This is a genomic window from Flavobacterium suzhouense (genome assembly GCF_042684765.1).
GTDB lineage: Bacteria > Bacteroidota > Bacteroidia > Flavobacteriales > Flavobacteriaceae > Flavobacterium > Flavobacterium suzhouense.
This window is the reverse complement of sequence record NZ_JBHUMD010000029.1, coordinates 92842-112270: the sequence shown is the minus strand read 5'-3', so window position 1 is coordinate 112270 and position 19429 is coordinate 92842. Positions and strand designations below refer to the sequence as shown.

General features: G+C 37.2%; 14 protein-coding genes. 7 read left to right on the top strand and 7 right to left on the bottom strand.

What is annotated here, in order from left to right; genetic code table 11:
* Positions 1-6: 6 nt before the first annotated feature.
* The 5 genes from ACFSR3_RS15430 (at position 7) to bglX (ending at position 6246) form a co-directional block, all read left to right on the top strand.
* Positions 7-417 (top strand): hypothetical protein, encoded by a 411-nt coding sequence (locus tag ACFSR3_RS15430; RefSeq protein WP_379822252.1) that lies wholly within the window; start codon positions 7-9, stop codon positions 415-417.
* Between the two features lie 139 nt (positions 418-556).
* A complete protein-coding gene (locus tag ACFSR3_RS15425) occupies positions 557-2062 on the top strand; it encodes a sensor histidine kinase (RefSeq protein ID WP_379822250.1) in 1506 nt (501 codons plus the stop codon).
* Positions 2055-2741 carry a response regulator transcription factor gene (locus ACFSR3_RS15420; protein ID WP_379822249.1) on the top strand — a complete coding sequence of 229 codons (687 nt, stop codon included), beginning with the start codon at positions 2055-2057 and terminating at the stop codon, positions 2739-2741. The genes ACFSR3_RS15425 and ACFSR3_RS15420 overlap by 8 nt, the downstream gene beginning before the upstream one ends.
* Positions 2742-2848: 107 nt before the next feature.
* Complete coding sequence (locus ACFSR3_RS15415) at positions 2849-3934, top strand: SGNH/GDSL hydrolase family protein (RefSeq protein WP_379822248.1); 1086 nt, start codon at positions 2849-2851, stop codon at positions 3932-3934.
* A gap of 32 nt (positions 3935-3966) precedes the next feature.
* Positions 3967-6246 (top strand): beta-glucosidase BglX, encoded by a 2280-nt coding sequence (bglX, locus tag ACFSR3_RS15410; RefSeq protein ID WP_379822247.1) that lies wholly within the window; start codon positions 3967-3969, stop codon positions 6244-6246.
* A 67-nt stretch (positions 6247-6313) separates the two neighbouring features.
* On the opposite strand, the gene ACFSR3_RS15405 is transcribed toward bglX, so the two are convergent.
* From ACFSR3_RS15405 to ACFSR3_RS15375, 7 genes are all read right to left on the bottom strand, one after another.
* On the bottom strand, positions 6314-6520 hold the full coding sequence (locus tag ACFSR3_RS15405) for a hypothetical protein (RefSeq protein ID WP_379822245.1): 207 nt from the start codon (positions 6518-6520) through the stop codon (positions 6314-6316).
* Between the two features lie 56 nt (positions 6521-6576).
* Complete coding sequence (locus tag ACFSR3_RS15400) at positions 6577-7872, bottom strand: glycoside hydrolase 5 family protein (protein WP_379822244.1); 1296 nt, start codon at positions 7870-7872, stop codon at positions 6577-6579.
* Positions 7873-7940: 68 nt separating this feature from the next.
* On the bottom strand, positions 7941-9176 hold the full coding sequence (locus ACFSR3_RS15395) for a glycoside hydrolase family 26 protein (RefSeq protein WP_379822243.1): 1236 nt from the start codon (positions 9174-9176) through the stop codon (positions 7941-7943).
* A gap of 191 nt (positions 9177-9367) precedes the next feature.
* Positions 9368-10546 (bottom strand): AGE family epimerase/isomerase, encoded by a 1179-nt coding sequence (locus tag ACFSR3_RS15390; RefSeq protein WP_379822242.1) that lies wholly within the window; start codon positions 10544-10546, stop codon positions 9368-9370.
* Positions 10546-11739 (bottom strand): glycoside hydrolase family 130 protein, encoded by a 1194-nt coding sequence (locus ACFSR3_RS15385; protein ID WP_379822241.1) that lies wholly within the window; start codon positions 11737-11739, stop codon positions 10546-10548. Before ACFSR3_RS15385 ends, ACFSR3_RS15390 begins: the two co-directional genes overlap by 1 nt.
* Positions 11740-11772: 33 nt before the next feature.
* Positions 11773-13698, bottom strand: a complete 1926-nt coding sequence (locus ACFSR3_RS15380; protein ID WP_379822240.1) for a sodium:solute symporter family protein — start codon at positions 13696-13698, stop codon at positions 11773-11775.
* 25 nt (positions 13699-13723) lie between these two features.
* On the bottom strand, positions 13724-14866 hold the full coding sequence (locus ACFSR3_RS15375) for a glycoside hydrolase family 26 protein (protein ID WP_379822238.1): 1143 nt from the start codon (positions 14864-14866) through the stop codon (positions 13724-13726).
* A 187-nt stretch (positions 14867-15053) separates the two neighbouring features.
* Here ACFSR3_RS15375 and ACFSR3_RS15370 point away from each other — a divergent pair, with 187 nt between their 5' ends.
* Positions 15054-15929 (top strand): AraC family transcriptional regulator, encoded by an 876-nt coding sequence (locus tag ACFSR3_RS15370; protein WP_114756882.1) that lies wholly within the window; start codon positions 15054-15056, stop codon positions 15927-15929.
* 358 nt (positions 15930-16287) lie between these two features.
* Positions 16288-19428 carry a SusC/RagA family TonB-linked outer membrane protein gene (locus ACFSR3_RS15365; RefSeq protein ID WP_379822236.1) on the top strand — a complete coding sequence of 1047 codons (3141 nt, stop codon included), beginning with the start codon at positions 16288-16290 and terminating at the stop codon, positions 19426-19428.
* Position 19429: the final 1 nt, after the last annotated feature.

The following is a 19429-nucleotide window of genomic DNA, read 5'->3' as shown; positions in this document are numbered from 1 at the left end:
CACATCATGAAAACAAAAATCATTTTAATATTCGCCCTGATAGTAACCCTTACAGGTTATGGGCAGGATAAAGGCAAATTTGACACTCAGCTAAATACTGTTGTAAAACTATTCACGACAAAAAATGCAGATGTAATCAATCCAGTACTTGCAGAAAACTACACTATCGCAGGGATTTTTCCCGGAGCTGAAGAACAGGTACTTCCACAGGTATTACCACAACTTCCCCGTTTTGACGGCTACAAACTTGTTAGCCAATCTGAAGAAAAAGAAGGTACAAGAATAAATATCTTATTAACTGAAAGCAAATCAGGTTATGAATATCCGGCTAATTTCCTTTTCAACAAAGAGAAAAAGATACAGGAGTTCAATATACTTGAAACGGCTTCCATAGAAACACAAATCAACGGTAAATAACAACCAATAAAAGGAAGTAACAATGGTTACTTCCTTTTATCTAAATTTGATTATATTGCCTATATAAGGCACTTAAACTTTGAAAGTTAACGTATGTTAACCGACCCGACAAACCTTTTTTTGTTTATATTTTTGAGATATGAAAAAGTGGCTGCACAAAAATATAGTCTATGTAATTGCAATAGTAATTCTGGTGACCCTGTTTATACAGGCCTACTGGAACATTAAGAATTACGAAGCAAATAAAATTACTGTAAACAACGAGGTAATGGCAGCACTTAACAATAGTGTGGATAGCTATTACACTAACCTGGCTAAATCTGACATCAAGTCCACCATAATTGAGGATGAATTACCTGAAAATCAAAAAATACCGAAAAATATAGAGCTACTCATAGACAGCCTGATTAAAACTGCGCCGAAATCTACAGGAATGATTTCTCAGGATTTAAAAACAGGCGCTATAATTAATGTAACAACCATAGATTCAAACGGAAACAGCCTGCCTCCGGAAGTAGCGCAGATGCTTAAAATCAAAAACAGGCCCGGATCAGTTACGGCCACAGGTACAATTGAATCGATGCATTTAGATTCAATAAAAGGGTTAAACAATCTGGCAACAAAAATTATAATATCACTATCATTAGATGAGCTTGATTTTAAAAGCCTGAACAAATACCTTAAAGATGAACTTAAAAGAAAAGACCTGAATTTTAACTATGCACTATCACATATTAAAGAAGATGGCAAACCTGTAAATTATGGTGATGTAAAAAATTCTGAATATGAATTATCAGTTGATTCAAAATCAGCCTACTTACCTTCTGGTACATATGTTAAGATGTATTATCCTAATATCAATCTTATAGCCCTTAAAGAGGGTTTGGCAGGAATACTTTTATCATTACTGTTTACTATAGCTATTATTACCAGCCTGATTTACCTTTTAAGGATTATAAGACAGCAAAAGCAGATTGTTTTAAGCAAGAACGATTTTATAAGCAATATATCCCACGAACTTAAAACACCAATAGCAACATCGCTTAGTGCATTGGAAGCAATCCAGCATTTCAACGCAGCTGACGACAAAGACAAGACCGATAAATATATGGGTATAGCCTCACAGCAACTTCAAAAGCTGAATGTGATGGTAGAGAAAATATTGGATACAGCATCTTTAGACAGTGACAGGATAGCGTTACAAAAAGAAATGACAGACATAGTTCCCATCATCAATAATGTGGTAGAAAAACATCTTCTCAACACACAGAAAGTAATATCATTTATGCCGGAAACCAAAATTTTGCTGGCTAACATCGATGCATTTCATTTTGAGAACGTAGTTAACAATATTATAGAAAATGCTATTAAATATGGCGGTAATATAATAACTGTTAAAGTAGCTCCGGCTCATAAGCATGCCATAATAACATTTTCTGATGATGGTAAGCCTATTGATAAATCGCAGCGCAGTAAAATTTTTCACAAATTTTACAGGATATCAACACAAAACAGGCACGATGTAAAGGGGTATGGTATTGGCCTGTACTATTCTAAAAGCATAATTGAGAAGCATAACGGTAAACTTACCCTTGAAGATGATGATAAGTATACAGTATTTAAAATAACTATTCCTTATGTCTGAGAAAATCAAAATAGTTTTAGCTGAAGATGAACCTTCACTTGCACTTATAATAAAAGAAAGCCTCGAAACCAGGAATTTTGAGGTTATTGTAACCGAAGATGGTGACCAGGCCTACAATGCCTACATTTCAGAAAAACCCGAGCTACTGGTTCTTGACGTTATGATGCCTAAAAAAGATGGTTTTACCGTAGCTGAACAAATAAGAAAACAAGATAAAAGAATACCTATCATTTTTCTAACTGCCAAATCGCAAACCCAGGATGTGGTAGATGGCTTTAAACACGGAGGAAACGATTACCTGAAAAAGCCTTTCAGTATGGAAGAGCTTATCGTAAGGATTCATGCATTGTTAAACAGAGTTGAAAACAACCAGGGTAGTGATGACGGACTGACCCATATTGGCGGATATATATTTGACTACGCTAAACAGTCACTTACCTATGATGGAAACACCGAAGTATTAACTTACCGTGAAGCCGAGGTATTGAAACACCTTTACAGTACTAAGAACGAAATGGTTACAAGATCTCATATTTTAAAAGAGATATGGGGTGATGATGATTTTTTTAATGGACGAAGCCTTGATGTTTTTATTACCAAACTTCGAAAAAAGCTCGACAAGGATAAAAATGTCCAGATAATCAACAGCCGTGGGTATGGCTATAAGCTGATTTGTTAATACCCTCCCCTTTTTTACAGGTCTTAAAATCTATAGGTTTTTGACATTTTAGTACAAGTCTAAAAATAGATAATTCGCTATTTTTACGATTTTTAAACCTGTTAGTTATGCGTATTGAGCAAAAAATCATCCTGTTTTTTACTACTTTTCTTTTATCTATCATTTGCAACGCCCATACTCCACAAAAAAGCAAAAGTATATTTAGTACCAGTGGACGTGTAGAAATTCTTAAAGACAATAACATAACGCTTATCGGTTCCGCATCTTCAGTTACTTTTGGTTTCAAAGGACAAGAATGTACCATTTTTGTAAAGGCCGAAGATCATCATAATTACATCGTAATCGAAGTTGATGGTAAATACATCGGCAGGCAGCAAATACAGGCTTCTCAAAACACTATACCTGTTAAGGCCAACACCAATGGCGACCATATCGTTACCATTTATAAAGCTACGGAAGCTGCAAATGGCAATATAATTTTTACCGGAGCAAAAGGCCAGCTTTTTAAAGCGAAAAAGAACAAGAAGAAAAAAATAGAATTCATTGGCGATTCTATCACCTGTGGAATGGGTAATGACACCATTGCCATACCTTGTGGTAAAGGCGAATGGTATGATCAGCATAATGCTTATTACTCTTATGCACCGATTACAGCACGAGCGTTAAATACAGATTTCGTGCTAAGCTCTGTATCAGGAATTGGCATATACCGTAACTGGAATGATGAGCATGATAAAGAGGCTATAATGCCTGACGTATATGAGAACCTTTATTTGAATAAAGATAATTCAAAACCATATGCGTTCGGATTCAATCCGGATATTACATGTATCGCATTAGGTACTAATGACTTTTCTCAGGGTGATGGTAAAAAAGAAAGACTGCCTTTTAATGAAGAAAAGTATATAGCCAACTATATAAACTTCATAAATACTGTTTACAAGCATTCGCCCGATACACAAATCGTATTATTAGACAGTCCAATGGTAAATGGTGAGAAAAGCCAGACTTTTGCAAAATGCCTTAACCGTATCAAAGACACCATTAACGGCGAAAAGAAACATAAGCCGGTAAGCGTGTTTATTTACAAATCGGTTACGCCGCATGGATGTGGATATCATCCGGAAATAGAAGATGATAAACTAATGGCAGCCCAACTGGCTCCATACCTGCAAACCCTGCTCGGAAATTAATGCTTAAAGCTTTCCAATACAAACAAACATAAATGAAAAAATCACAAACACTCTTGCTGCTTGCGCTGTTTTCCTTAGGGACAGCTCACGCGCAAAAAAAGAAACCTATGGATAAGAAACAGGAAATTGAACAAAAAGTAGAGCAACTACTGGCCAAAATGACGCTTGAAGAAAAAGTGGGCCAAATGAACCAATATAACGGATTTTGGGACGTAACCGGACCGTCGCCTAAAGAAGGAAATGCTGCTATAAAATATGAGCACCTTCGTAAAGGATGGGTAGGTTCAATGCTTACTGTACGCGGAGTAGATCAGGTACGTGCAGTACAAAAAATCGCTGTGGAAGAAACACGCCTGGGTATTCCGTTGATCATAGGTTTTGACGTTATTCACGGATATAAAACACTTAGTCCAATTCCTTTGGCAGAAGCTGCCAGCTGGGATATGGAAGCTATTAAAAAATCGGCTCAGGTTGCTGCAGACGAGGCTTCGGCTTCGGGTATCAACTGGACTTTTGGTCCAAATGTAGATATCAGCCGTGATGCCCGTTGGGGACGTGTAATGGAAGGTGCCGGTGAAGATCCGTTCCTGGGGAGCCGTGTAGCTACTGCAAGAGTAAAAGGTTTTCAGGGAGATGACCTTTCTGCGCCTAATACAATTGCTGCCTGCGCCAAACACTTTGCCGCCTATGGTTTTGCAGAATCCGGCAGGGATTACAATACTGTAGATATTGGTAATGCAACGCTTTATAATACTGTACTTCCACCATTCAAAGCCGCTAAAGATGCAGGTGTTCGTACCTTCATGAACTCTTTCAACATTCTTAACGGAGTACCTGCAACCGGCAGTAGCTTCCTGCAAAGAGATATCCTGAAAGGTAAATGGGGTTTTGACGGATTTATCATTACCGATTGGGCTTCAATCCGCGAAATGATTGCACACGGTTATGCTAAAGACGGTGCCGAAGCTACTGTAAAAGCTGTAAAAGCAGGTGCAGACATGGATATGGAATCGCATTTATATGTTGCTCAGCTTGTTAAACTTGTAAACGAAGGTAAAGTAGATATAAAACTTGTTGATGATGCTGTCAGAAGGATCTTAAGAGTTAAATACGAACTTGGCTTATTTGACGATCCATACCGTTATTGCAACGAAAAAAGGGAAAAAGAAGTAATAAACAGTAAGGCTAATCATGAAGCCGTATTGGATATGGCAAAAAAATCTATCGTGCTTTTAAAGAACGAAAAGAACCTGCTGCCTCTTAAGAAAAACGGGCAAAAAATAGCGCTGATAGGTGCATTGGCTAATGATAAGAACAGCCCGCTTGGTAGCTGGAGAATTGCATCTGATGATAACACGGCTGTATCGGTGCTTGAAGGTATGCAACAATATAAAGGTAACACACTTACTTTTGAAAAAGGTGCCGACCTTACGGTTGGTAAGACCACTTTCCTTGATGAAGTTGTTTTTAACACTACTGACCGCAACGGGTTTGAGGCTGCTAAAAAAGCTGCCGCATCTGCCGATGTAGTAGTAATGGTATTGGGCGAACACGGATTCCAGAGTGGTGAAGGCCGCAGCCGAACTAATCTTGACCTTCCCGGACTTCAACAGGAATTACTTGAAGAAATCTACAAGGTAAATCCTAATGTTGTTTTAGTTCTTAACAATGGACGTCCGTTGGCATTGACATGGGCCGCAGAACACATTCCTACCATTGTTGAGGCTTGGCATCTTGGTACACAAACCGGTAATGCTGTTGCTCAGGTATTGTATGGTGATTATAATCCAAGCGGAAAGCTGCCTATGAGTTTCCCTCGTAATGTAGGTCAGGTGCCTATTTATTACAATCAGCATAGCACAGGAAGACCTACTAACAGTGACAACAATGTATTCTGGTCGCATTATACAGATGTGGAGAAAACACCTCAGTTTGCTTTTGGACACGGCCTTAGTTATACTACCTTTAAATACAGTGCTCCAAAATTAGATAAGAGCTCTTACACTAAAGGTGAAGCAGTAAAAGTATCAGTAGACATTACCAATACAGGTAATTATGACGGTAAAGAAGTCGCTCAGTTATATATAAGGGATATTGCAGCTAGTCTTTCACGTCCGGTTAAGGAACTTAAAGGTTTCGAATTGATATCGCTTAAAAAAGGCGAAACAAAGACTGTTACCTTTACTTTAACCGACAAAGAATTAGGCTTCTTTAATAATGAAGGCGAATATCTTGTTGAGCCGGGAACATTTAAAGTTTTTGTAGGAACAAGCTCTGACAATGTTCAGGAAACTGAATTTGAATTGAAATAATATTATAATAAAAACGCCGCTTTAAGCGGCGTTTTTATTATAGCGTGATAAATTTTTCAGTATCACTTTACACATTAGCCTTCCATTTTTGGCCTTTAGCAATAACTTTACAATAATAGCATCCGCTGGAAATATTGTCAATAGCATACCATTTATGCTGCGCATTAACTTCTTCACAGTTTTTACCCTTATCAGCAATACCTATATTTATTAAAAACCATGGGAGTCTTATTCGCCACCATAATCGTCTTTCATAAGGATGTTTATTATTCATATTGAATTACTTTGAATCAAATATACCCATAAAAAAAGAGCCTTTCGGCTCTCTTATTACTTAATTTTCTTATTATATTCTTTTATCAGGTTCAGGGTAGAAGTATCAGTACTAAACACTGAATTTAATCCCTGCGGTTCTTGTGGAGGGTCAGCAGTAAAATCATCTCCTTTTTTCCATTTGCCGTTATCCGGATTATTTTTTCCTGTTCCACCATAACCCCAAAAGTTTAGAGCAGTAAAGGTTTCCTTGTTTTTAATGCTTTTTTCAAGCCTTTCAAAGATGGCTTTATAAAACGCATCCCTGTCGGCAGTTGATGCTTGTTTTGACAGACTTTCACCTTCTCTTGGCAAACCAAACTCTTCTAATACAATAGGCTTACTTAAACGCTTAGCAATAGCAATATGCTCATCAATATAAGCCATTGTTTTATCTATTGTAGGTGGTAATGTTTCTTTAGGTTTAGCGTGGTCATACCATCCCCAGTTTTTAGGCCATGTATGCATTGTCAGGTAATCTATTTTTGAATTATTATGTGTGCGTTCAAAAATAGCTGCATCATCAGCCGAACCGGCTTTACCCTCCGATCCTGTACAAATCAAATGATTTTTATCCAGACTGTCAATAAGATCCACTACACCATTAACCCATTTGGTGAATGCCACTTCGTTATCTGCTGTAAATACACGTGGTTCATTTGCAACCTGCCAGGCCATGATAGTAGTGTCTTCAGTATACTTCTTTTTAGAATAAGAATTTGTACGCCCTAAGATGTATTTAATATGATCATCAAATGCCTTTATACAAGGTTCACATTTATGAAACTGTTTTGTATACTCCATAAACTGAGGCCACGTATTGGGTTTAATATTAGGATTCGGAAGTGGGCCATATCCATTCCACTCTAGATATTGCGACATACCTCCGCTCCACTCCCAGTTGTTATTAAGGTACAATACCGCATACATGCCTCTTTTGCCCATCTCATTCAGCAGATAATCCAATCCATCTAAAAGATTCTGATTATACTCACCCTGTTTCGATTGTAAAGCAGGTGTTACTGTGAAGTCCTGTGTTCCGCCCTCGGCACCAACCAAAATTCGAAGGTTATCAATACCGTTAGCTTTTAGCTGATCCAGCTCTTCTGCCAAACGTTCCCTGTTACCACCATCTTTGGCTGCCAACAAAGCTCCATACCAATAGTTTGTTCCGATATAATGATACGGTTTTTCACCTTTGTAAAATTCCGTGCCTTTGACGGTAATCTGTGGCTGAACCTGCTTTTCTGCTGTACAGGAAAGTACTAATGGTACTATAGCTGTAGATAATAACTTTTTAAGAGTATTTTTCATGGTTTAATGCTAAACCCCGGCTTTAGCCGGGGATTACTTAAATTAGTATAATTGTTTATTGGAAAGTTTTAATTAGATGGCAATACATACATTTGAGGAATTGTATTTTGAAGAACAGATTCTCCTTTTAGCGTAAAATCCCTAAAATCCTGAGTGTTGCTTTGCCCTGATGGCGGAACATAATAACCATCCTGGTTATTTGCCCAAAACATCACAAAAGCCAGCTCTACACTATTTGCTGTCATTGCAGTATAAATATTGTTCGAAAAAAAATTATTAATCGGAGCTGTTGACATCGTTACCCTGTAGCCTGTTTCGGTCATGGCAGCAATCTTTACCTTTTCTTTTGCAAGATCAGATATCATCTTAAGTTTATTGTTAGCAGTAGTAACGCCGGAAGCGCTTCCGTTACCAAAATCGCCATAGTTGTCAATTCCCAACAAATCAACATAAGCGTCTCCGGGATAACGGCTCAGGTATTGAGATGCAGTGGAGTAACTATTATCCGGAGAAAAAGCATACAATACATTGTGTACATTTTTAGTATCCCTCAGGTATTCAACTGTAAATTTCCAAACCTGTTTATATTCATCAGGAGCGCAATATGCTGCTCCCCACCAAAACCAGTTACCGTCAAATTCATGAAATGGCCTGAAAATTACCGGTATCAGTTTACCTGTATTGTCAGTCAGATGATTAAATACATCAGCAACTTTATCAAGCTTCGATTTATAAAGTTCATGATTTTCTCCCCCCGGCAATATGCTCTTAAAAGCATTAGCCTTTTGTAGAGGATCAGTTATATCGTCGGCATAAAATGTATCCTGATTATAAGGTTCCCTCAAATGCCAGCAAAAAATATTTACCATACCCTTTGAGTAAGCCTCTTTTACATCCGATGTAATTTTTAGTTCCTGCTGATAGAACCAGTTGTCAGGTTGCCCGTTATTTTGCTTATCAGTAATAAACATAAAGTCTGAGCCTAATAATGCCGGATCATTACCTGTTGCTTTTTTAATATCAGAACTACCGGAAACATTATTATAAAATCCATTAAATGCATCCTGTTGACCTACAAGGTATTGTGTTTTAGAAAGTTTTTTAAGATTATAGAACAAAGCTACAGTTTCCTGAGTAGCATTGGGGTCAGACATATAAGAGCGCACATTGGCAACAGTAATCAAATCCGGAGTTTCCTCTACTGGATTTGTTGGCGACATCCCTACATAGCCATTATCATCAGAGCAGCCCAAAACTGTCAGCATTGATAATGCAAGACTGAGTATAAAAAGTTTATTTTTCATTAATAAATGGTAAAATTTGCCGGCAATAATTGTGTTATTGCCGGCTATTAAATGTGCCAACACAGCACTACTAAATTCAGAATAAATGCATTAAAATGCTATTTAAACATAATGTTAAATTACCACTTCAAACGTTTTCGGACTACTGCTTTTTTGTCAAAAAAACATACTATTTACACAACTACCACGAATTATCCCGGTAATCTTTTAATAAGTTCTATACAAGCCCTGGAATTATGATAGGGACATTTCCAAAAACCGGCTTTATCCTTTTCGATAAGAGAATAGTCAGCATTTACACCCCAAATCCACTCACCGTTTTTAGTATCGAGTATATGTTTCTTTACAAATTGCCAGTTGGTATTGGCAATATCAAAATACTTCTTATCTCCCGTTAGCTGCCATGCATTTATCATGCCTATCCACAATTCTGATTGCGGCCACCAATGCTTTTCAGCTATCAGTTTTCTTTGGTGAGGGTCATATTCATACCAAAGTCCTCCATCAGCATCTATCCCTTCTACAGTAGCATCAGCCATAATAACGGCATGCTTTTTATAAATATCTATAAGCGAAGTATCTTCAATCATCTCAGCACACCACAATAAGAGCCAGGCTGCTTCAATATCATGCCCGTATGAGATAACATCAGGTTTTTCTATCCATTCTTCATTAAAGAAAAGATGCAAATGCCCGGTTTCTTCGTTCATAAAGTGATCATTTATAGTATGAAGCAATTCGGATATCTTGGCTTTTAAACCTTCATCTTTCCAAACCCTATATAAATTTGCATACCCTTCTACAATGTGCAAATGCGTATTCATTGTCTTCTTCTCATTAGCGTCTTTATCGCTAAGACGCAAATCGTCTATGGGTTGCCAGTTTTGGGTAAAGGCCTCAAAATAGCCTTTATGAATACGGTCATAGCTATACTGTTCTATAACATTGTACAGTTTTATAGCCAGCTCCAAAGCTTTAGCATTTTTAGACATATGGTAATATTCAGATAACCCATAAATCACGAAAGCCAGTGCATAAATTTGGTTTTTAGTATCTTTAGGAGTACCATCAAAATTCACACTCCAGTAAATCCCCCCATTTTCAGTATCATAAAAATGCTGATATATGTATTCAAAAGCCCTTTTGGCTAATTTGAAATGGTTTTCATCTTTGGTAACAGGATAAGAAGCAGAAAATGCCCATAAAATACGGGCATTTAATACTGAACCTTTCTCAGCTTCAAAATCTTTATTTTCAGCAAAATCTATTGTACCTATAAAACCACCATTTTTATCATCAACTGAATTACTACTCCAATAATCTAAAATAGAGAGCAATTCATTGTACATTTCTGCTTTTAGGTTGGCCATTATAAAAATTTGCTGTTACTGTCTACTAATTTGATAATTGTATTTACTGAACCTGCTGAAGTAAAAGTATCTTCCGGAGTATTGATAACATAATCAACCAGTTTATCAATCGAAGAAACCGCTACATGCATACGGGTATCTGATGAAGCATAATAAACATATACAGTACCATCTTCATCCGCAATCCAACCGTTTGTAAATAGTACGTTAGAAACGTCTCCTACTCTTTCTTCATTTTCAGGAGCCATAAAGTATCCTGCCGGTGTATGCGTTACTTTAGTAATATCATTCAGATCAGTCATAAACATATACAATGTATATCGTAAACCCGCTGCAGTATTACGAACACCATGAGCAAGATGAAGCCATCCTTTAGAAGTTTTTATTGGTGCAGGTCCCTGTCCGTTTTTAAGCTCATATATAGTATGGTATACTTTTCCAAATATAATCTCTTCATCTTTTACAACAGGATTTTCCATATTGTCAACATAACCAAGGCCAATACCTCCTCCGTTACCAACATCGATAAAACCATCCTGAGGACGGGTGTAAAGTGCATATTTCCCATTTACAAATTCCGGATGAATAACCACGTTCCGTTGTTGACCAGTGTTTGATACAAGATCAGGAAGTCTTTCAAAGTTCACAAGATCTTTAGTACGCACAATACCCGCATTAGCCACAGCAGAACTTGTATCACCTGCGGGTGCATTCGGGTCTTTTCTTTCTGTACAGAAAATACCATAAATCCATCCATCTTCATGAAGAGTAAGCCTCATGTCATACACATTGGTATCATGGTCTTCAAGTTGAGGGATAACACATGGTTTATCCCAGAATTTAAAGTTATCCACTCCGTTAGGGCTCTCAGCAATAGCAAAGAAAGATTTTCTGTCTACACCTTCAACACGTACACACATTATGTATTTGCCATTCCATTTAATAGCACCGGCATTAAAGGCAGCATTGATTCCTATACGTTCCATACCGAACGGATTAGTAGCTGAATTAAGATCATATCTCCAGGTTAAAGGAGTATGTGCCGGAGTAATTACAGGATTTTTATAACGTGTATATACTCCGTTGCCGTTTGCTACCGGTTCGTTTTTCTTTTCGACAAGCTGATTGTGCTCTTTTAAAAGTGCATCATAGTTTGGTATTAAAACCAGCTTATCAGTTGTTGCATTACCCATTTCGAATATTAACTTTAAATTTTACTTTCTTTTTTAAAAATCACTTAACCTGTTCCACCACGTTTTTCTCATAACAATAAATATCACTGCTAAAAGGCCAAGCACTACGAAAAGGCCATTCCATTTTGATAATATAAAATACATAGGGAGTAGTGTCAGTAATATTTGTCCTGCAATACCCATACCTACGTTAAACATATTGATTTTGAAGTTTTTGTTTCTCTCGATTGTAGGATCTTCTGCCTGAATAGCTTCACGCACAGGTTTCCAGAAGCCCCATGGCCTTACTGTTTTGTAGAAATTTTTAAGCGTAGCCTCATCTGTCGGCGGTGCAGCATAAGATCCCAATACGCAAGCTATAAGCTGAATGATAATGAAAACTGGGAAGTAGTATAACATACGTGTACCATCAAAGTAAGTCGTTACACCTGTTACCGATAACGCCGGTGGTATTGCGCTGGCAACTATACCCGCAAACATTCCCCAGAAGAAACCACTTGCATTAAATCTCCACCAATACCATTTTAAAACATTGGCGCATACAAAACCACCATATAATCCGGCAGTTATGATATTAAATATCATATTCACGTCCTTAATGAATAAGCCAAGACCAACACCAAGAATTACCATTACAGCTCCGGAAAGGTATCCCATACTGATAATTTGTTTTCTGTCGGCTTCCGGTTTAAAGTACTTAAGGTAAATATCATTTACGATATAAGCTTGTCCGGCGTTAAGAGTACCCGAGAAATTACTCATGAAAGCACCTAGGAAACCGGCCAAAACAAGACCTACCAACCCAACAGGAAGATACTTGTTAATTACCGCCGGCATGATACTCTCAAAATTAACCCCATCAGCTGTATGGCTCAGTGTAAGATCTTTAAAATAAAGAACTCCCAAAATACACAGACCCATTGTCATAAAATATCGTATAGGCAATAGAATGATTGAAATAAATCCACTCATTTTACTTGCTTCTTCCGGTGATTTTGTACTTAATATCTTTTGGCAATCATAGTTCGGTGCAGGACCCGCAAGACTTTTCAGTACTCCTGAAAAGAACATCATTGCTACAACTGCAGAAAATAATTTATAACCATCTTTTTCAAGCTTTACCTGTGCATCTGCCAGTATATTCTGCCAGTCGAGCCCCAGTTCTGCTCCAAAGAATGGACTATCCCAGCCCAAAGGCATTTTATCTGTAAATATTATTCCTGAATCTGCCAGATGGATCATGGCAATCGTTCCTACAAATAATGAACAAACAATCATGATCATATATTTGATGAAATCCGCCAATACAATTCCGTGCATACCTCCAACAATACTATAAAATGTAGCTACCAGACATATACTAACACCATAAAACTGGGCAGTTGTGTGTTTAGCTGCATATAAAGCTGTTGTATATGCTTCTGAACCTGCAGTATACTGCTCTAAATTCTGATCAAGGAAAGGAACAACTTCTTTAATACTTTCATAAGGAATGAATATCTCTAAAAACTCACCAACTCCAACAAAAGCATAAGCCATATAACCGATACAAAGCATTAGCGCAAATACAACAACTATTGCATGGCTCTGCTTCACTCCTTTATCAGTAAGTCCAAAACGTGTTCCAAGCCACTCCGCTCCTGTTGTTGCGTTACTTCTTCTAAGCCATTTACTCAGGAAAACCATTAAAAATACCTGATTGAACACAGGCCACATCCACGGAATCCAAACACTTTTAAATCCATATAAAAACGCCATACTCACTAAAAGCATGGTACCACTAATATCGAACATATCACTGGCATCACTAAGTCCAAGCATATACCACGGAAGTTTTTTACCTCCCATCAGGTAGCTGTCTTTACTTCGCTTTGCTCTGTTTTTCATGACGATCCCTATAATGATCATCATGATAAAATAAAGGGCTATTATTGTTAAATCTATGGCAGTTAATCTCATATCGTAAAGGCTTTTACACCCAATATTATTTGTAAAGTTTAAATTTGGTTACGTCTTTCTGGAACAATGTGTTGCTCTTTTTATAATATAGCTTAAAGTCATCAGCAGACACATTCTTTGGATAAGGAGCATAGTAATGCATCCTTGGCGGATTCATATGCTCATTCCAGCCGTGATTTCTCCATAAAAGCACATATGATATTTTTTTGTCACCAATGGCATTGGTTAACGTTTCTGTCCACCATTTTGAATATGGAATTGCCTCATAACCGGTCTCTGCAATAGCAGACAACTTATTATGTTCTTTAGCAACCTTATCTATAATGGTTACCAGCCTTTTGGTATCAGCAACAAATTTGTCCTGTTTTTCTCCATCACCACCCTGATAAATATCAAAGCTCACAACATCAACCCATTCATCACCGGGATAATACTCCATAAAATCAGCTTCCGTCTGAACATTAGCATCCGAAGTATTATAAACATATATCAGGTTATGAAGCCCTTTAGACTCAAAATATTGAACTGTGAATTTCCACAAAGCTTTAAATTGCTCTGCACTGGTAGTATTTTTACACCACCAGAACCAGTCTCCGGTAAATTCATGGTATGGTCTGAATAAAATAGGCACCGGTTTTCCGTCACTACCTTTTAAAGTGAGTAAAAACTCTGCTGCATTATCCATCCAGCCTTTAAACTTTTCATGCTGTGAACCTCCCGGCAATACAGAAGCAACAGTACCCTCCGGATTATCCCATGCATCTTTACCACTTAACGGATTATTTACGTGCCAGCTGAAAGTGTTAACACCTCCCCTGTCATAAACTTGTTTGATAAACTCACGCATTTTATCGAAAGGAACACCATCAAGATCTTTATCCGATTGGTTTTCTATCCTTCCCAGGTCCCAGCCATAAACAGCAGGATAATCTCCGGTAACATCTTTAATATCACTTCTTCCCTCCTCATATTTCCACTCAACACCATAAGCAAGTGCATCCTGATGCCCGAACATATAACCTTTTTCTTTCAGCCTAAAAAGATTCTTGTATAAAGCAACCGTCTCTTTAGTAGCTTTTTTGTCAATTGGGGTACCTGCAGTTTGAGAAACACTCTTACATGAAATTGTAAGTGAAACTGCAAGCATTATAATGATTTTGTTTTTCATCTATGTATATCTACTTAAAAATGAATTGCTAAGATTGATAAATTCACAAATAATTTTATCAAATATTTATAAGAAAGCAATTTTAAAGTCGGTTTTTTGATAATGCCAAAGATAATTTTAGTCATAAATTTAAGTTAATATTATTTTATCAATATTATATCATATAATTGCAAATAAAAACTACGAAATGGACAACCAAAAATTTCACAGGGAAATTCCTCCTCTTACCAAAGGAGATAGCTTTCTTGTTTTTGACAGGTTAAAGGATACTTTTGACTTCCCGATACACTATCACCCCGAGTATGAAATTAATTTTATCCTTAACGGAAAAGGTGTCAAAAGGATAGTTGGCGACCACATTGAAGAGATTGACGACGTAGAACTTGTACTTGTTGGCCCAAACCTGTATCACGGATGGGAATTGAACAAATGTAAAAACAAAGGTATTCACGAAATCACGATACAATTCCATAATGATCTTTTTAGTGAATCGTTATTAGATCGTCGAATAATGATGCCCATAAAAGATATGTTTAACCGTTCTAACCACGGCATCCTGTTTTCAAAAAAAACCGGCATGGAGCTTGCCGACAGAATCGTTAAGATATCCAAACTAGACGGAATGGATTATTTTCTTGAGATAATATCCATATTGCATGATATGGCTAATTCGCGTAATCAGCGTTTGTTATCAACTTTTACAGTAGATTATGATACTTTTGAAGATGATGACAAGATGAAACTGGTTTATGAATACATCCAAAAGAACTTCTCTAATAAAATTACACTCGATGATGTATCCGACATCGCAAGCATGAGCCCGGTATCTTTTAACCGTTTTATAAAAAAACGTACTAATAAGACCTTTGTCAATTATTTAAATGACATCCGTGTGGGGTATGCAGCAAGATGGCTTGTTGAAAAAGATTTAAGTATTTCCGAAATCGCTTTCAAATCAGGATTTAATAATATAGCTAACTTTAACCGTATTTTTAAGAGCATAAAAAATACTACTCCAAGCCAGTACCGCGAAGAATTTTATGGCATGAAACGCTTTTTGTAAGCCTCTTTTGATTAAAAAATACAACTATTACAGCTTAACAAAGCAAAGGCATAAAAACAATCAAAATATTGACAGTCAATTAATTAATATTAATATTTTTTTTACAAATATATTATCAAACCTATTTTACGCAAACGTTAGAGAAAATATTATCACTAAATGATAAAATAATATTAACAAACGCTTAACAACTCCCATAAATTTGTTTTTGTCAATAAATGAACCCTTAAATTGCTGAAAGCGAAATTAAACTGTTTATTTATTAGAAAGTCAGTAACTAACCTAACACAAACAAATTATGGGTAACACTTTACATTATCTAACAAAATGGTACACCAAGGGCAAAGCGCTGTCCCTTATGATGTTACTATTTTGTACCCTGGGCTCCTTGCAGGCTCAAAACATCGTTAGCGGTGTTGTAAAAGACCCTACCGGAATGACTATTCCGGGGGCAAACGTATCGGTAAAAGGAGGTACAACCAGCGTAGCTACAAATCTTGATGGAGAATACTCTATCGATGTTCCTGCAGACGGTACACTTGTTTACAGCTTCATTGGGTATGCAGCTCAGGAAGTAGCCGTAAAAGGAAAAAAACAAATTAATGTAACACTAAAAGAAGACGCAAAAGTTCTTGAGGAAGTAGTAGTTATAGGATACGGTACACAGAAAAAAGACGATATCAACAGTGCTGTTTCATCTGTACGTGCAAAAGATATCGAAAACCTAAAACAAACTACTGTAGATCAGATGCTTCAGGGTAAAGCTGCGGGGGTATCAGTAACCAACAACTCAGGTCAACCGGGAAGTGCGGCTTCAATAAGAGTTCGCGGTACTACCTCAATTTCAGGAACTAACGAACCATTATATATAATTGATGGCGTACCAGTTTCGGGTGATGCAACAGGTAAATCAATGAGCGGAAGACCTATTTCAGGTAATGATTTTTCGTCGAGCGGTGGTGCCGGTAATAACGCTGTAAGCCCGCTTTCTATGATTAACCCTAACGATATCCAGTCTATCGATATCCTTAAAGACGCCTCTGCAACTGCTATTTATGGTTCGAGAGGTGCTAATGGTGTTATTATCATTACTACTAAATCAGGTAAAAAAGGTGATGGAAAACTTACTTATGAAGGTTATACTTCTATTCAGTCAGTTTACAAAAAACTGGATGTACTTAACCTTCGCGAGTATGCTCAATGGCAAAAAGACCTATACCTTGCGTATGGAAACGATATTTCACAATTCCGTCCGGAATTTATGCACCCTGAACTACTTGGAGAAGGTACAGACTGGCAAGATGAAGTTTTCCAGACTGCACAATCAGCAAGCCATCAGCTTTCATTTTCAGGAGCTAAAGACGGAACATCATATTATCTTTCAGGAGGTTTCCTTAACCAGGAAGGTACTCTATTAGGTTCTGGGTACAAAAGATACAATTTCCGTGTAAATGTTGATTCTCAGGTTAAGAGCTGGTTAAAAGTAGGAACTAATGTTAATATGGGAATTACTAATGAAAAACTAACTGTAAACCAAAGTTACAGCGGAATCATTAGCAACACGCTTCTTCAGGCTCCGGACATACCTGTAAGAAATCCTGACGGAAGTTTTGCAGGTCCCCAAAGCAACGATCAAAACTCTACTTATTTTAACCCTGTAGCTGAGGCTCTTGTTAGAGACAATAAACTGGTTAGAAAAAACTTCTTAGGGAATTTATACGCAGAAGCTAACCTTGCTAAAGGCTTAAAATACAGACTTGAGCTTGGTGCAAATACGGAATTCTCTAACCAGAAAGATTTCCTTCCTACTTACTACTGGGGAGTACAGACAAACATAACTGCTGACCTTTATCAAAGGGATCAGAACTGGTACTCTACCAACTTAAAGAACCTTTTAACATATGATAATATATTTGGTAAACATCATGTAACAGTAATGGGAGGTCTGGAGTCGAATGATACACACTGGGAAGGTACTTCAATATATGCTACAGGATTCTTAGTTAACGATCCCCACACTATCAACCTTGCTGATCCTGAACAAACTGTTACTACGGGATATCAGGGTAGCGCTTCATTATACTCTATTTTTGGACGTATACTATATGATTTTGATAACAGATATAGTGTTTCAGCATCATACAGGGCTGATCAATCTTCAAAATTTGACCCTATCGCTGAGGCACAATGGGCTTATTTTCCTGCGGTAGCTGTTGGATGGAAACTTTCTAATGAAAGTTTTATGGAAAACACTCGTAAATATGTAGACAATATCAAGTTCAGAGCAGGTTACGGTGAAACCGGAAACCAGCAAATACCTGGTGGAACATATTCAGCTAATCTAAATCCACAAAACTCCGGTATTGGAACAGGCTTTCTTCTTTCAAACATGCCAAATCCTAATACAACATGGGAATCAATGAAACAAACTAACTTAGGTATTGATTTCACTTTGTTTGGATCAAGACTAAGTGCTAGCTTTGACTGGTACAAAAAAGTATCTGATGGCTTCCTGTTCCAGATGCCGCTTTCTGACATATTAACAGGTGGAGGTTCACAATATGGAGGTATTAGTGCTCCTTACTCTAACCTTGGAGAAATGCAAAATCAAGGTTATGATATTACTTTAGGATATAACACTAAAGGCTCAGGAGATTTCCAATATAACTCTACTCTTGTTTTTTCACACTACAAAAACAAGTTAACAGATATTGTAAACTCATTACCTTTAACACAGGAGATAAACCTTAACGGTTATCAGCCTTATGTAGTAACAAATACTCAGGTCGGTGCACCAATCGGTATGTTCTATGGTTATGTAGCTGAAGGGCTTTTCCAGACAACAGAACAACTTACAAACTCTCCAAACCAGTTCGGAGCTGTTAACGGTTCTACAGATGCTGGTGCAGCGCAACTTGGAGATGTTAAATATAAAGACGTAAACGGTGACGGTGTCGTAGACACTAAAGATAGAACTGCTATTGGTAATCCTCACCCTAAATTTACTTTTGGTTTCACAAATAACTTTAAGTACAAAAACTGGGATATGTCTGTATTCCTGCAAGGATCTTATGGGAATGATATCCTAAACCTTACTAAAAGAACAGGAATGGCTAATGCACAGTTATATCAAAATGGTTTACAGGGAACCCAAAACTATTGGACTCCTGACAATACCAATACTGACGTACCAAGACCAATTGCCAGTACAAGTAACCCTAACTTAAATATTTCTACACGTTACATAGAAGACGGATCTTATATGAGAATTCAAAACCTTACTCTAGGTTATTCTTTACCGTCTGACATGCTAAACCAATCGAAAATTAGCAGAGTAAGACTATACGGTTCTGTACAAAACCTTGTTACCTTTACTAAATATGATGGCTATGATCCTGAAGTTGGGTCGTTTAACCAAAATGTACTACTAACAGGTATAGATAACGGAAGATACCCTAGCCCAAGAACAATTTCTGTAGGTATTAATGTAGAATTTTAAA

What these genes read in the sequence shown, in the direction of transcription:
- ACFSR3_RS15420 (WP_379822249.1), top strand. Translation starts at nt 2,055, where the DNA reads ATGTCTGAGAAAATCAAAATAGTTTTAGCTGAAGATGAACCTTCACTT.
- ACFSR3_RS15395 (WP_379822243.1), bottom strand. Translation starts at nt 9,176, where the DNA reads ATGAAAAATAAACTTTTTATACTCAGTCTTGCATTATCAATGCTGACA.
- ACFSR3_RS15365 (WP_379822236.1), top strand. Translation starts at nt 16,288, where the DNA reads ATGATGTTACTATTTTGTACCCTGGGCTCCTTGCAGGCTCAAAACATC.
- ACFSR3_RS15430 (WP_379822252.1), top strand. Translation starts at nt 7, where the DNA reads ATGAAAACAAAAATCATTTTAATATTCGCCCTGATAGTAACCCTTACA.
- ACFSR3_RS15415 (WP_379822248.1), top strand. Translation starts at nt 2,849, where the DNA reads ATGCGTATTGAGCAAAAAATCATCCTGTTTTTTACTACTTTTCTTTTA.
- ACFSR3_RS15400 (WP_379822244.1), bottom strand. Translation starts at nt 7,872, where the DNA reads ATGAAAAATACTCTTAAAAAGTTATTATCTACAGCTATAGTACCATTA.
- ACFSR3_RS15370 (WP_114756882.1), top strand. Translation starts at nt 15,054, where the DNA reads ATGGACAACCAAAAATTTCACAGGGAAATTCCTCCTCTTACCAAAGGA.
- ACFSR3_RS15425 (WP_379822250.1), top strand. Translation starts at nt 557, where the DNA reads ATGAAAAAGTGGCTGCACAAAAATATAGTCTATGTAATTGCAATAGTA.
- ACFSR3_RS15375 (WP_379822238.1), bottom strand. Translation starts at nt 14,866, where the DNA reads ATGAAAAACAAAATCATTATAATGCTTGCAGTTTCACTTACAATTTCA.
- ACFSR3_RS15390 (WP_379822242.1), bottom strand. Translation starts at nt 10,546, where the DNA reads ATGGCCAACCTAAAAGCAGAAATGTACAATGAATTGCTCTCTATTTTA.
- ACFSR3_RS15405 (WP_379822245.1), bottom strand. Translation starts at nt 6,520, where the DNA reads ATGAATAATAAACATCCTTATGAAAGACGATTATGGTGGCGAATAAGA.
- ACFSR3_RS15380 (WP_379822240.1), bottom strand. Translation starts at nt 13,698, where the DNA reads ATGAGATTAACTGCCATAGATTTAACAATAATAGCCCTTTATTTTATC.
- ACFSR3_RS15385 (WP_379822241.1), bottom strand. Translation starts at nt 11,739, where the DNA reads ATGGGTAATGCAACAACTGATAAGCTGGTTTTAATACCAAACTATGAT.
- bglX (WP_379822247.1), top strand. Translation starts at nt 3,967, where the DNA reads ATGAAAAAATCACAAACACTCTTGCTGCTTGCGCTGTTTTCCTTAGGG.